14 protein-coding genes and 2 tRNA genes are annotated in these 12,699 nt (G+C 61.8%); 10 read left to right on the top strand and 6 right to left on the bottom strand.

What is annotated here, in order from left to right; genetic code table 11:
- Positions 1–24 precede the first annotated feature (24 nt).
- Entirely contained in the window at positions 25–1,650 is a 1,626-nt protein-coding gene (locus ACYVHK_RS04370) for a methyl-accepting chemotaxis protein (protein ID WP_460527980.1), read from the bottom strand.
- Between the two features lie 290 nt (positions 1,651–1,940).
- On the opposite strand from ACYVHK_RS04370, the gene ACYVHK_RS04365 reads away from it, so the two are divergent.
- A complete protein-coding gene (locus ACYVHK_RS04365) occupies positions 1,941–2,840 on the top strand; it encodes a LysR family transcriptional regulator (RefSeq protein ID WP_460527978.1) in 900 nt (299 codons plus the stop codon).
- A gap of 128 nt (positions 2,841–2,968) precedes the next feature.
- On the opposite strand, the gene ACYVHK_RS04360 is transcribed toward ACYVHK_RS04365, so the two are convergent.
- From ACYVHK_RS04360 to ACYVHK_RS04345, 4 genes are all read right to left on the bottom strand, one after another.
- On the bottom strand, positions 2,969–4,432 hold the full coding sequence (locus ACYVHK_RS04360; RefSeq protein ID WP_460527976.1) for a serine/threonine-protein kinase: 1,464 nt from the start codon (positions 4,430–4,432) through the stop codon (positions 2,969–2,971).
- Between the two features lie 125 nt (positions 4,433–4,557).
- Entirely contained in the window at positions 4,558–5,796 is a 1,239-nt protein-coding gene (locus ACYVHK_RS04355; protein ID WP_460527975.1) for a hypothetical protein, read from the bottom strand.
- 74 nt (positions 5,797–5,870) lie between these two features.
- On the bottom strand, positions 5,871–6,278 hold the full coding sequence (locus ACYVHK_RS04350; RefSeq protein WP_460527974.1) for a DUF2721 domain-containing protein: 408 nt from the start codon (positions 6,276–6,278) through the stop codon (positions 5,871–5,873).
- A gap of 3 nt (positions 6,279–6,281) precedes the next feature.
- Positions 6,282–6,797 carry a peroxiredoxin gene (locus ACYVHK_RS04345; protein ID WP_460527972.1) on the bottom strand — a complete coding sequence of 172 codons (516 nt, stop codon included), beginning with the start codon at positions 6,795–6,797 and terminating at the stop codon, positions 6,282–6,284.
- Between the two features lie 64 nt (positions 6,798–6,861).
- Here ACYVHK_RS04345 and ACYVHK_RS04340 point away from each other — a divergent pair.
- Positions 6,862–6,936: transfer RNA gene (locus ACYVHK_RS04340), tRNA-Arg, on the top strand.
- Between the two features lie 17 nt (positions 6,937–6,953).
- On the opposite strand, the gene mltF is transcribed toward ACYVHK_RS04340, so the two are convergent.
- Positions 6,954–8,390, bottom strand: a complete 1,437-nt coding sequence (gene mltF / locus ACYVHK_RS04335; RefSeq protein ID WP_460527970.1) for a membrane-bound lytic murein transglycosylase MltF — start codon at positions 8,388–8,390, stop codon at positions 6,954–6,956.
- A gap of 107 nt (positions 8,391–8,497) precedes the next feature.
- Here mltF and ACYVHK_RS04330 point away from each other — a divergent pair.
- From ACYVHK_RS04330 to ACYVHK_RS04295, 8 genes are all read left to right on the top strand, one after another.
- A tRNA-Ser gene (locus ACYVHK_RS04330) sits at positions 8,498–8,587 on the top strand.
- A gap of 585 nt (positions 8,588–9,172) precedes the next feature.
- Positions 9,173–9,835: a MarR family winged helix-turn-helix transcriptional regulator gene (locus ACYVHK_RS04325; RefSeq protein WP_460527968.1), complete on the top strand. Its 663-nt coding sequence runs from the start codon at positions 9,173–9,175 to the stop codon at positions 9,833–9,835.
- Positions 9,836–9,853: 18 nt separating this feature from the next.
- Positions 9,854–10,579: a hypothetical protein gene (locus ACYVHK_RS04320; protein WP_460527966.1), complete on the top strand. Its 726-nt coding sequence runs from the start codon at positions 9,854–9,856 to the stop codon at positions 10,577–10,579.
- 85 nt (positions 10,580–10,664) lie between these two features.
- Positions 10,665–10,904, top strand: coding sequence for a hypothetical protein (locus ACYVHK_RS04315; protein ID WP_460527964.1), 240 nt, complete (start codon positions 10,665–10,667; stop codon positions 10,902–10,904).
- 85 nt (positions 10,905–10,989) lie between these two features.
- Positions 10,990–11,253 carry a hexameric tyrosine-coordinated heme protein gene (locus ACYVHK_RS04310; RefSeq protein ID WP_460527962.1) on the top strand — a complete coding sequence of 88 codons (264 nt, stop codon included), beginning with the start codon at positions 10,990–10,992 and terminating at the stop codon, positions 11,251–11,253.
- A gap of 9 nt (positions 11,254–11,262) precedes the next feature.
- Positions 11,263–11,490 carry a hypothetical protein gene (locus ACYVHK_RS04305; protein ID WP_460527960.1) on the top strand — a complete coding sequence of 76 codons (228 nt, stop codon included), beginning with the start codon at positions 11,263–11,265 and terminating at the stop codon, positions 11,488–11,490.
- Between the two features lie 9 nt (positions 11,491–11,499).
- Positions 11,500–11,964 (top strand): thioredoxin domain-containing protein, encoded by a 465-nt coding sequence (locus ACYVHK_RS04300; RefSeq protein WP_460527958.1) that lies wholly within the window; start codon positions 11,500–11,502, stop codon positions 11,962–11,964.
- Positions 11,961–12,659 (top strand): type 1 glutamine amidotransferase family protein, encoded by a 699-nt coding sequence (locus ACYVHK_RS04295; protein WP_460527956.1) that lies wholly within the window; start codon positions 11,961–11,963, stop codon positions 12,657–12,659. The genes ACYVHK_RS04300 and ACYVHK_RS04295 overlap by 4 nt, the downstream gene beginning before the upstream one ends.
- Positions 12,660–12,699: the final 40 nt, after the last annotated feature.

Here is a 12,699-nt window from a genome sequence, read left to right as displayed (position 1 = left end):
GCTATGCCGGCTACCGCACTAGGCTCAGGACTGGAATCGATCGATTGCGGCAGAAAGCTCCTGCGCCACCTGTTCCAGGGCGTGGGTATGCTCGGCCAGGGCGGCAACGGTCTGCAGGCTATCGCTCGCCATCGTCGCAATTCGTTCGGTATTGCCGGCAATGGCCTGGGTAACCTGCTTTTGCTCATCCATGGCCGAGGCGATCTCGTTGACGCTGACGCTGACATCCTCGGCCGCCTCGATCGACTTGCTGAGTACCGCCACCACCGATTGCGTGGCCGTCGCATTGCTGGCCAGCACTTCCTGGCCACGTAGCAGCGATTGCTCGACCTCTCCCGACTGCAGCGTCAGTTCGCCGGCGATCTTCTCGATATTGTTCGCCGACTGACTCGACATCTCGGCCAGCTTGCGCACTTCATCCGCCACGACGGCAAAGCCGCGCCCGGCCTCACCAGCCCGTGCCGCCTCGATCGCCGCGTTCAGCGCCAGCAGGTTGGTCTGGTCGGCAATGGCCTTGACCTGGTCGGTCATGCTGGTGATTGACTGGGCATGCTGGACGAAGGCGTGGACCGACTGGGTCAGGGTGGCGATCGTATCCTGCATGGTCTGCATATTGCCGATCAGACTTTCCGACTGCTGCATGCCGGCCCGGGTCTGATCCAGCCCACGCTTGGAGCGTGCCTGCATCTCCTGCGCCGAATTGGCCACTACCGAGGTACTGACGCTCATCTGCTCGATGGCGGCAGCCATGCTGGCCGTGGAGTCCGACTGGGTCTGGAAGCGGTCGTTCAGCAGGTCGGCCGAGGTACTGACAGACGACGAGGTCTGGCGGACCTGTGCCGCCCCATCCCGCACCTTGCTGACCGCCGTCGCCAATGACTGGCTCATGGCCTGCAGGGCCTGCAGCAATTGGGCGGTCTCATCGGTGCCATCGGTACGCAGGCGCACGGCGAGATTGCCCTGTGCCACCTGGTTGGCTGCCACCACCGCCTGGTTGAGCGGCTGGGTTACGCTACGCGTGACCGTCAGGCTCAGGGCGATCGTGGTCAAGGCCACGATACCGGCCACCACCAGCAACAAGGTCACCGCACGGGTGTAGGCGGCCGCAGCGCTATCGGCGCTGGCACGGATCTGCCGGTCCTGGCCTGCCACGAAACTCGCCAGTGCTTCATTGGCCCCCTGTATCTGCGGGTTGAGCTGCTCATTCAGTATCTTCACCGCCTCGCTCTGGAAGAACTGCTTGACCTGGTCGGTGAAGCGGTCGACCGAGGGTGGAATCAGCCTGACCTTGACCACCGCCGCCTTCAGGGCCGCCTGTTCGTCCGGGGAGGCCGCATCGGCCACCTTTTCCAGCTCTGCGACCGTCTTGTCCAGTTGCAGCTTGGCTGCATCGATCTGCTTCTGTCCTGCAGCGATCGCGTCCGGCAGGACCACGGTGGCATGGCCACGGGTCACGGCGCTGAGGTTGAGCAGGGAAGCCTGCACCGATGTGGCCAGTCGCGCCACTTCGCTATGGGAACTGGCACCGGTAAGCGCGTTGCGCAAACTGCCGAGGTTGTACCAGCCGACCGCCACCACCACGCCAAAACCCAGCAGGACGAATGCGAAAGACGCGGCTAGCCGCGAGCCTATGGATACCCGATTGAGCATGCTGTCTCCGTTTGATTGTTATTTGCACCCGGCTTACTGCCACCACGCCCTGTGCTGCCCCTACTATAAGCCGATCCTTCTCTTGCATGAAGCTTACAAACGCAGAAAGCTGGGCACAGGGGGTGGCGAGCCGCGCCATTGCTCAATCCTTGCCCCGCAGCAGTGGATAAATATCCACCAATCCCCGGGTACGAGCGCGCCTTATTGCCCATTCTTCAGTACCAGGTCGGCGCTTTGTCCCGGATTTTGTACAATCCACGGCACCCAACCCTGCATGACGCGGAGATCCCATGGATCAATTTCAGGCCATACGCGTCTTTGCGCGCGTCGTAGAAACCGGCTCCTTCACCAAGGCAGCCGATACCTTGAACATGCCGAAGGCGACCGTCTCCAAGGTCGTGCAGATGCTGGAGGCGCATCTCCAGGTTCCCTTGCTCTTGCGCACTACGCGCAAGGTGACGGTGACACCGGACGGTGCTTCCTACTACACCCGTACGGCGCCTCTGGTTCGGGAGCTGGACGATATCAACAACAGCCTGAGCCACTCCCAAGCCAGCCCCAAGGGCAAGGTCAAGGTTGATACCGGCGCCTCGATCGCCAGCATGGTCATCATCCCCGCCCTGCCGGAGTTTCTGCACCGCTACCCGGATATCCAGCTGGAGCTGGGGGTCAGCGACCGCCCGGTCGACCTGATCAGCGAGAACGTGGACTGCGTGATCCGCGGCGGCCCCCTGACCGACCTGTCATTGATTGCCCGTCCCTTGGGCATGGCCTCGTGGACCACCTGCGCCTCGCCGGCATACCTGCGCCGGCATGGCATACCCGCCCACCCGTCCGAGCTGCGTGACCGGCACAAGCTGGTGGCCTATCTATCGGCCCGTACCGGGCGGGAACTACCTGCTCGCTTCCAGCGCGGCAAGGAAGTACTGGAGATCGAAGGCAATGCCGTCGTCAGCATCAATGAGAGCAACGCCCACCTGGCGGCAGGGTTGGCCGGGCTCGGCGTCATCCATAGTTTCAGCTACACGGTGCAGCCGCATATCGCGCGTGGCGAGCTGGTACCCATCCTGCAGGATTGGCAACCCGCGCCCTACCCATTTCATGTCGTCTACCCACCCAACCGCAACCTCAGCAACCGGGTCCGGGTATTCATAGACTGGTTGACCGAGGTATTCGCCAGGATCAACTAGCCGCATCCGCTGGCCTGCGTGCCGCCGTTGCAAGCAGCCAGGTGCCAAGCGTCACCATGAAAAACGGGATACCTGTGAGGTATCCCGTTCTCTTCATGCAAGGCGACAAGGTCAGCCAACGTGCCCGCTCAGCGATCCCGCTTCGGTGGCAGCTTGGACTTGGGGCACTGCCCATCGGGCGTACAACCGGCCAGCCGATCCAGGAAACTGCGATCGTCGTTCTTGTCCTGCGCAGAATCGGCCTTCTTCTCCGGCTTTTTCTCCGGCTTGGGCTCATGGTGCTCCACGATGACCGGCTTGGGCGCCTCAGGCGCCGGCGCGGGTTCCGTGCCGGCCGGCTTGCCCTTGAGCTTGGCGGCCTTCTTGGCAGCTGCCTTGCCCGCTTCGGAGTTCGGGTCCGGCTTCGCTTCGGTCTCGAACAGGTCCAGCGGCATCTTGGATGGGGGAGCGGGTGCATCGGCAGCCACGCTCTGCTGCATGGGCATGGCGGCCGTCGCCGGCAGGGAGCCGCTGGCGCCAGGGGGTTGCAGTACCTCGGGCTCAGCCGCCACAGCTGCAGGCGCCGGCGCTACCGTCTCCACGACGGGCGCAGCAGGCTTGCGGCCCAGCAAACTCATGCCCAGCACGGCAACGACCACCACACCGCCGGCAGCGGCAAACCAGGGTTTGAGGTTGCGCTTCTCGGTGCTGGTCTCCGCCACTGCAGCCTGCTTGGGCGCGGGTTCAGTACCGTTCGCTTCGGCCTTGCCGTTACCGTTACCGTTGCCACCGACGACTGCCGCCGTCGATGCCTGCTCACGCAAGGCGCTACGCGCTTCACGCGCGGTCTGGAATCGGTTGGCCGGATCCTTCTCCAGGCAGCGCATGACCAGATCGGCCAACCATTCCGGCACATCCGGGTTCAGGGTGCGGATGTCCTCAGGGGCCTCATGCAGGATGCGGTAGGCGATGGTCGCAACATGTTCGCCGTCGAACGGACGCTTGCCGGTCAATACCTCGTACAGCACGATGCCAGCGGCAAAGATGTCGGCCCGACCATCGAGCTTCTTGCCCTCGATCTGTTCGGGCGCCATGTAGCGGGGCGAGCCGACGACAGTACCAACCCGTGTCAGGTCGCTGGTCGGCAGCTGAGCAATGCCGAAATCGGTGATCTTGAGCCTGCCATCCGGCGTGAGCATGAGGTTGGCCGGCTTGATGTCCCGGTGCACGACATCATGCTCATGGGCGTACGCCAGCGCGCCGAACAATTGTCCGGCGAGCTTCACCACCTTGCTGGGCGATATCTTGATACCGCCCGCCAGCAATGACTGCAGCGTCTTGCCATCGACGAACTCGATCGCCAGGAAGGCGTGGTTATCGATGTCGCCGCAGTCGTAGACGGTGATGATGTTGGGGTGATTGAGACGCGCGGCAGACTTGGCTTCCTGCTGCAAACGGGCGGCATATTCGGCACGCTCTTCGCTGCTGAGGCTCAGGCTCAGCACCTTGAGAGCAATAGTCCGCTCCAACCGTTCATCTACAGCGCGGTACACCACACCCATCGCGCCCTGACCCAGCGTCGCTTCAATACGGTAATGACCGAGTTTGTCCATTTGCTTATTTTAGCTCGGCAGCGGTGACTGCCATGTTGCGAAGTCCGGCATTTTTTTTACTGGCGGGAAAACGAAAGGGGCTGTATGGCCCCTTCCGAATACGCTTCTTTATTTATCGACGCAGCTTACTTGCCAAAGATACCCTTGAGCAAGTCGATTGCACCAGGCGCCTTCGCCTTCTCTTCCACTTGCTGCTTGGCAGCCTCTTCCATGGCCTTGTTCATGTCCATGCCACCGGCCGGCATCCCCAGTATATGGGTAGCGACCGATTTCAACCGCAATTTGGCCGCCCACACCGGCTCCCAGGTGGTCTTCGGGTCCTTGGGACGCGGCGGATAGGCCAGATTCAGCTCTTCACCATAGGCAATCATGCGCACCATGCCAGCCTGGCCGACAGCCTCCTTCGGTGCTGCACACTCGGTGGTCCTGGGTGACAGCAGGACTTTTTCCTTGAGCCAGCGATCTACCGAGGCATTGGGCTGGTAGTCGAGCAGGCCAAAACCGATGTCCGGCAACTCACTGGACGTCCAGATCACCATCTCGTCCTGTCCGCGCATGCCCATGCTGGCGATAAAGAAAGCCTTGGCCTGCGACATGGCCTGCCAGTTGAACCGGCTGGCCGTCCCGTCATCGGTCTGCTTGAGATCGATCGTCGGCATCAGGTCATGGTCGGCATCAATGCTGAACTTGAAACCATCCGGCACGCCATCGCCACTGAAGGCATGCTCCCCAACCAGGGAAGCACCTTCGGGTATCAAGCGGCTATCGGGCTTGTTCGGCCAGACCGGCCGACCTGGCGTACTGTGGGCGCCGCGGGTGGTCGCGCGCCGGCTCTGAAAGAATTTCGCGAAATCCGTGACATCGGCCTTGGCCATGTCCAGCACCTTGGGCTGTCCCTTGCGTACCTCGCTGCCGCAACCCCAATACAGATACATCTTGCCCTTGGGCTTCTGGAATTCCGGCTGCTCGGCCACCTCGTCCGTCGTCTCGACCGGCACCGGCTTCCCTTCCACCGGGCTGATCAGCTTGAGCGAGGGAGCCAGCTTGCTGCCCTCCGGCACCTTCTGGCTGGCCTCACGCAGGCTGGTATTGTTGCGGGTGTAGAGCGTCACATCCAGCCAGCGCCCCGCCTGACCGGTCTGGGTATTGCCAAACACATTGCCGCCCTTGCTACCGCCAAACAGGCCACCCAGCAAGCCGCCGGCGCCGCCTGGCAGGCCAGGCATACCCCCGGCGTAGGTCGCCAGGTCGAGCCAGGCCTGTGCGGTTGGCGGGCTACTCTTCTGCGCAGCGGGCTGCGCGGCCAGCGCCGCAGCCGGCAGAAGGCAGATGCCGGCCATGGCAAACGACTTGCGAGCGTTCATGAGTCACTCCAGTCACGGGCGAATGCTTGATCATAGAACGCACTTTCCGCCGCTTCCAGAAACCCGCCGGTGGTTCAATCGCCGCTGTGATGCGCCAGGTCTTCTTCCATGTCCGCCAACAGGATATTGAGTGCGTCACTGGACATGCGAATCTCGGTGATGGACAGCGCCAGCGAAACCAGCAGGCATAGCAGGCTGATCCCGAAGACCGCATGGGCCTCGGTATGGCGACCGAAATAGATCAGGAACATGCATAGCACGCACAGGAACAGGCTGCCGACCCCCACGCCCTGCATGCTGCGTATCAGTGCCACCCGGCGCCGCAGATTGGCGATCTGCCGCAATATCTTCGGATCCGGTGCCAGCTTGTAATCCTCGTACAGCTTGCGGATCACGCTGGATAAGCCCAGGAAGCGATTGGTATACGCCAGCAGCAACAGCGAAATAGCCGGGAACAGCAAGGCAGGGACGCTGATCTCCATCGTTCAACTCTTCCCGCTCAGCGCGCGCAGGTCCGCCAGCACCGTCTTGGCGTAGGTCTTGGTATCGACATCGGTATAGCGCTTCACGATCTTGCCGTTAGGGTCGATCAGGAAGCTGTGCCGCTTGGCAAATTTCATCAGGCCCAGGTTGACCAGAGTGCCGTACTTTTCCGCCGTCTTGCCGTCCGGGTCCGCCAGCAGGGTAAACGGCAGCTCATGCTTGCGACCGAATTCGCGTATCGCGGCCACCTCGTCCGTGCTGATCCCCACCACCTCTGCACCCAGCGCGCGCAGCAGCAATATGTCGTCGCGGAAGCTGCAAGCCTCCTCGGTGCAACCCGGCGTTTCCGCCTTGGGGTAGAAGTACAGGACCAGCCACTTGCCACGGAACTCATCGCTATTGCGCGCCTTGCCGTTCTGGTCGCTCAGCGCAAAACCGGGCGCGCCCTGGCCGATCACGACATCAGCCTGCACAAACAGCCCAAGGGCAAGGATAAAACCAAGGAATGCGGATTTCATGATCTACGGTACCTGTGAAACAGGAGGCTGAGCGCAACTTTTCCGGTAGAATGCCGGCCGGCTCGCCTCTGTAGTTAAATGGATATAACGGCCCCCTCCTAAGGGGCAATTCTGGGTTCGATTCCCGGCGGGGGCGCCAGCCACTTCCACCACGTCTCAGTTTACCGTCTTGCTGCCCGCATCAATACGCAGCCGCACACCTTCCGGATTTTCGACCGATACCTGCTCATCGAATGGCGGGAACATCGGCCGCTCCGGCTGCTCGAAGCGCACCAGGATGTCGTAGTAGCTACGCACATTCTCCACGAAGATCACCGTCTCCCCGCCTCGGGCAAAGCCGAACTTCAGGGTACTGAAGTGCTCGTAGTTGCGCAGCAGCGGTATCACCCCCTTCAGGTCGCTCCAGCTATCCGGGTTCTTGCCCAGGCGCTGCGCCAGCACGCGTGCGTCTTCGAGATGGGCAGTGCCGATGTTGTAGGCCGCCATCGCGATCCAGGTGCGATCCGGCTCGGGAATACGCGAAGGAATGATGTCCTTGAGCATCTGCAGGTATTTTGCCCCACCCATGATGCTCTGCCTCGGGTCCAGCCTGTCGGTGACGCCCAGGCGGTCGGCCGTGTCGGTGGTCAGCATCATCATGCCACGCACGCCATAGGCGCTGGTCGCGTAGGCATCCCAGTGCGATTCCTGGTAGCTCAGCGCCGCCAGCATGCGCCAGTCTATGCCGTAGCGGCCCTCCGCCTCGATAAAGAGCGACCGATACTTGGGCAGGACCGACAGGCGACGGCTCAGGAAGGTGGTGGCATCGATAGGTTGCAGCCGGTTGGCATGACCGTAGTAACGATCCACCAGCCGTGCCAGCGTGCCATCTTTCTGAATACGGGCGAAGAAGGCCTGCAACTGCGTACCGAAATCCTTGGGTGCATTGTCCGGCCAGGCCCAGACCACCGGTAGCGGCGGCGCCAGCGAGAAGGCGACAGACACACCCGGATAGAAATTCAGTGCGACGTCCGCGCTTTGCGCATCGACCACCGCATAGTCAATCAGGCCGCTCTCCACCTTGTCGATCAACTCCTCCGTGTCCTGGTGCTGCGCCTCGCTGAAACTGAACTTGGGCTGCTGCTTGGCCATCTCGCGCAGCGTGGGCGCAAAGACACTGGCCGCCACCACGACAGCCTCACCCAGGTCGGCAAGATCCTTGGGCTTTCGGTCGGCGTTGCGGTATACCAGTACCGGCTGGTAGCCGAGGTAGCTGGGGCTGAAATCGAGGCCCGGGGTAGGCTGCTTCAACAAGCCTACGCCCAGGTGTGCTTCATGCTGCGCAACGCGTGCCGGCATTTCCGATACCCGCGGCGCCACCACGAACTTGACCTTCACCCCCAGGCTATCGGCAAAGCGGGTGACCAGGTCATAGTCGAGCCCCGCATATTTACCTTCGGCATCCACATAGAAACTGCTCGCGCCATTGCGTATCAGCACGACCAATTCACCCGTTTCGCTCAGCGGCGCGACGGGTTTGAATGGTGGTTCCACCGGTGCCTCGGTGCAGGCAACCAGTAGACCTATAGCCAGATAGCAGATTCTTCGCAGCATGCGTATGTCATTTCCTCATAACCGGCGCGATTGTGCCACGCTTGGGCTATTTTCATAGGTGGTTGACAAGGTTCTTTGTAATCGCCACAATGCGCGCCTTCGAAGTCGGAGAGGTGGCAGAGTGGTCGAATGTACCTGACTCGAAATCAGGCGATGCGGCAACGTATCCGTGGGTTCGAATCCCACCCTCTCCGCCAAGTACAGCAAGGCCCGGCATGTTCATCATGTCGGGCCTTTTGCTTTGTGCGCCCAGCCATCACGTCGTAACCTGCACGGCGCCCGCCCCACCGCCAGCCTTCCCGGCGGCTACCTTACGCGATCTCTCCCATCAATTGCGAAGTGCCGTCAGAGCGAGCAAGCGCTCGTCGCCATTAACCAACAGTCCGCATCCCGACCATCGCCGCCAGCGCAGCAGCCCGCCCCCGGGCAGACCTCGTTGCGCTGGATAGCAAGCCGATATGCAGCCGCTCTCCTGCCCTGCCGCGATCGAGCATCCCCTCCAGCACCGTCCTATCGGCATGATTCCGCCACCGCCCACCCGAAATACCCGGACGAGGTAAGCAAACTACCTCGTTGTGGTTATGCGTCCGGCCTACAGCCCTGTGTATAACTGACCGACGCAACCAGCAGGCAGATTGCAGGTTACAGCGGCATTCCTGCACCATCGAACATGGCATGGCAATCAGCTTTCGACGCCAGTCGGCCGTGCAACTAATTAGGACTGCTTGACATTAAATGTTAGGAGTCCTACTATTATTTGCATCCGAAAACCAAGATGAGCCATGACCAATTTCGACGACATCACCGAGCCGATCGAGCAACGCCTGACCGCCGGTCTGCTGCGCATCGGCACCGCGTTGCGGGCTCAATCCTGGGCCACCGCGACCAGCCTTGGGCTGACGCCCACGCAGATGGAGATCCTGGTACTGGCGCTGGGACGCAGCCAGCCCTTGAAACTGAAGGACCTGGCAGAACAGACCGCATTGACTTCGGCAACGGTCAGCGACGCCGTCAAGGCTCTGGATGCCAAGGGGCTGCTGGTCAAGGGCAAGGTCGAAGGCGATGGTCGGGCAATCGCCATCAGCCTGACTCCGGCAGGCAAAGAGATGGCACAGCGTGCCGGCGACTGGAGCCACTTCCTGATCGATGCTGCGCAAACCCTGGGAGCGGGCGAACAGATTGCGCTGCACCGGGTGCTGATCCAGCTGATACGTACCCTGCAGGAGCGGGAACAGATACCCACGGCACGGATGTGCGTGAGTTGCGAATACTTCCGGGCAAACCAGCATGCCGACCCGCACAAGCCCCATCACTGCGAGCTGGTCGGTGCACCGTTTGGCGACGGTCAGCTGCGCCTGGACTGTCCCGAGCACCTGGCAGCAGAACCCGTACTGGCGCGTAAGAACTGGGCCTCTTTCGTGCACATCATCGAACCTGCCCGCTAAATCCATGAAAGGACCGCAATGAAAACCGCTCGTATCGCCGTCATGGCAGCCGCCATCGGCCTTGCCCTGGGGGCCCAGGCGCATGAAGTGAAAGCCAAGGCCGGCAATATCAAGAATGCCGCCTTTGACATTGTCCATACGGACATCAAGGCCGAGAAAGGCATCGTGACCTTCACGATGCAGGCCAAGGGCAACGTGGGTAGCAGCAAGCCCAAGGCAACCGGCAAATTCGCAGGCAGCGATGTGTTTGCCTATGTCTGGCCGACCAAGCTGGACCCGAGCGAAGTCGGCTTTGATCGTGGTGCCGGCATCCTGGCGCTGGCGGTAACCGCCCATCCGGATTTCGACGACACCCCGGTATTCGACGAAAACCGCGACCAGAACTACGAGAACGATGGCGCGCTCTGGCACAGCCATTGGGTGGTCCTGGGACCGGACGACGCCTGTGGCAAGGGCGCCCTCAAGGTACTGGACATTCCCGAGGGCACGAAGCCCAAGCTGCCCGCCACCTGGCCCGGCGCACCCATCCTGATCGACAGCCCTGGCTACACCCCGATCCTGAAAGGCAAGACGGTCACCGTACGTGTGCCGCAAGCTGCCATTTCATCGGTTACCGGCACCAGCTTCGATGGGGTTACCGCCGGGCTCAAGATCAACGCCAACCTGCACAATCCCTTGCTGTGCGTGGCGAATGTATTTGATGTCGCTTCGGGCGATTTGAGTTTGCCCGGACGCGTCGAATGAAAACGGAATGCTTTGGTAGTTTGGCGACCGCCCAAAGCACCCCGACCCCCAACAGATCAACTGTGAAACCAGGAGTAACGCAATTATGACCACCAAGGCCGTTTTCTACCATGCTGGCTGTCCTGTCTGTGTCGAGGCAGAGCAACAATTCATCACCGCGCTGGACCCCAAGCAGTATGAGGTCGAGGTCGTTCACCTGGGCCAGCAACCCGATCGCATTGCCGACGCCGAAAAAGCCGGCGTGAAGTCCGTTCCCGCGCTGGAGACGGAAGGGCTCGTGTTCCACATCAACTTCGGCGCGTCCATGGCCGAGGTCAAGGGCTGATAAAACCGACAGGATCGGCGTCGGTCACGAACCATGCTCCCGATGGTTCTGCCAGGCGCCGCCCCTGCCCGCTCAGGAGCAGACGATGAGTACGACACTGGTACCCGGCAACACCCTGATCACTGCAACACCGGAAGACGGGCGTGCGCTCGCCATCAAGATGGCGCGGTTGATCATCAAGACGACGCAACCCGACGAGCTGGTGCGTAACCGGCTACGCGACGTCTATGCCAACGACGCCGCCATGCTGCTGCAGGTCGGGCAGATCGTGGCCACCGAATTCGCGGTGATCGCGGCCGCCAACGACTATTGGCGCGCCGGTTGCGCCGATGGCATCTGCAAGCTCTAGGCCGCCGGCATGAAGACACGCGCCCTGCTCTATCACGATGGTTGTCGCAACTGCCTGCGCCTTGCGGACTGGTTCATCGACAAGCTGGATCCGCACCGCTTTGATGCCCGGGCGGTGAACCTCGGCATCGCCCCCTTCCGCCTGCCAGATGCGGATCGCGCCGGCGTGACACAGCTACCCGCCTGGGTCATCGATGGCCAGGTATTCGCCATCAACCCGCATTCCGAACACCATTAGGTAACCACCATGCGCCCCGCACCTGAACTCATTACCGACGAGTGGTTCAACAGCGAACCGCTCACGCTCGAACAACTCCGTGGCAAGGTGGTTGTCCTGCATGCCTTCCAGATGCTGTGCCCTGGCTGCGTGCAGACCGGCATACCGCAAGCGGCCCAGGTGCATCAGCTCTACGACCGCAACGAAGTGGCCGTCATCGGCCTGCACAGTGTCTTTGAACATCACCACGTCATGACACCGGAGGCGCTGAAGGTATTCATGCATGAGTACCGCATCCGTTTTCCGGTCGCGGTGGACCGGCCCGGTGTCCGGGGCAACATCCCCCAGACGATGTCGGCCTACGAATTCCAGGGCACGCCGTCACTGGCCCTGATCGACAAACGCGGCCAACTTCGCTGGACCAAGTTCGGCCATGCACCCGACCTGGCGCTCGGTTCCGCCATTGGTCAACTACTGAGCGAGACGACGACATGACCAAGACCCTGATCGCCATTCGACATATCGATTTTGAAGACCTGGGCAGCTTTGCCGAGCCCTTGGTCAAGGCCGGTTACGCCATCCGCTACCAGCGCCCGGATGACGACCTGCACGCCGCGGAACACGCCGACCTGCTGGTCGTCCTGGGGGGGCCCATGGGCGTCTATGAGCAGGATCGCCATCCGTGGATACAGCGGGAGCTGGTATTGATCAGGCAACGACTGGATGCCGGCAAGCCTACGCTCGGCATCTGCTTTGGTGCGCAGCTGATGGCTGCCGCACTCGGCGCCAAGGTCTACGCTGGCTCGGCAGGAAAGGAAATTGGCTTCTATCCTTTAACACTATCGGCAGATGGGCTGGCTAGCCCGCTACGACACCTGGCCGGCGGCGATAAGCAGATGTTCCATTGGCATGGCGACACCTTCGACCTGCCGCAAGGCGCCCGCCTGCTGGCCTCCAGTGAACGCTATCCGAACCAGGTCTTCGCCATCGGACAACACGGCCTGGGCTTGCAATGCCACCCGGAGCTGCAGTCCGGCAGGATAGGTGAATGGTTGACGGGCCATGCGGCAGAACTGCATGCCGCGGGTATTGATCCGGCAACCCTGCAAGCCGGCGCCGAACGGCATGGCCCGGAGATGTCCCGGCGCGGGCAGCAGGCATTGGCAGCCTGGCTGGACGAACTGGTCTGACGCAATAGCTTGACCCGGCGATGCCCCGTTTGCCGGCACG

It is taken from the genome of Chitinimonas naiadis, assembly GCF_054780835.1.
The sequence above is the reverse complement of the archived record's forward strand: the minus strand, read 5'-3'. Positions and strand labels throughout refer to the sequence as shown.

Bases quoted from the DNA above. Each gene is read 5' to 3' on its own strand.
- ACYVHK_RS04300 (WP_460527958.1), top strand. From the start codon at position 11,500: ATGCGCCCCGCACCTGAACTCATTACCGACGAGTGGTTCAACAGCGAA.
- ACYVHK_RS04370 (WP_460527980.1), bottom strand. From the start codon at position 1,650: ATGCTCAATCGGGTATCCATAGGCTCGCGGCTAGCCGCGTCTTTCGCA.
- ACYVHK_RS04345 (WP_460527972.1), bottom strand. From the start codon at position 6,797: ATGAAATCCGCATTCCTTGGTTTTATCCTTGCCCTTGGGCTGTTTGTG.
- ACYVHK_RS04315 (WP_460527964.1), top strand. From the start codon at position 10,665: ATGACCACCAAGGCCGTTTTCTACCATGCTGGCTGTCCTGTCTGTGTC.
- ACYVHK_RS04360 (WP_460527976.1), bottom strand. From the start codon at position 4,432: ATGGACAAACTCGGTCATTACCGTATTGAAGCGACGCTGGGTCAGGGC.
- ACYVHK_RS04320 (WP_460527966.1), top strand. From the start codon at position 9,854: ATGAAAACCGCTCGTATCGCCGTCATGGCAGCCGCCATCGGCCTTGCC.
- mltF (WP_460527970.1), bottom strand. From the start codon at position 8,390: ATGCTGCGAAGAATCTGCTATCTGGCTATAGGTCTACTGGTTGCCTGC.
- ACYVHK_RS04310 (WP_460527962.1), top strand. From the start codon at position 10,990: ATGAGTACGACACTGGTACCCGGCAACACCCTGATCACTGCAACACCG.
- ACYVHK_RS04305 (WP_460527960.1), top strand. From the start codon at position 11,263: ATGAAGACACGCGCCCTGCTCTATCACGATGGTTGTCGCAACTGCCTG.
- ACYVHK_RS04350 (WP_460527974.1), bottom strand. From the start codon at position 6,278: ATGGAGATCAGCGTCCCTGCCTTGCTGTTCCCGGCTATTTCGCTGTTG.
- ACYVHK_RS04355 (WP_460527975.1), bottom strand. From the start codon at position 5,796: ATGAACGCTCGCAAGTCGTTTGCCATGGCCGGCATCTGCCTTCTGCCG.
- ACYVHK_RS04295 (WP_460527956.1), top strand. From the start codon at position 11,961: ATGACCAAGACCCTGATCGCCATTCGACATATCGATTTTGAAGACCTG.
- ACYVHK_RS04365 (WP_460527978.1), top strand. From the start codon at position 1,941: ATGGATCAATTTCAGGCCATACGCGTCTTTGCGCGCGTCGTAGAAACC.
- ACYVHK_RS04325 (WP_460527968.1), top strand. From the start codon at position 9,173: ATGACCAATTTCGACGACATCACCGAGCCGATCGAGCAACGCCTGACC.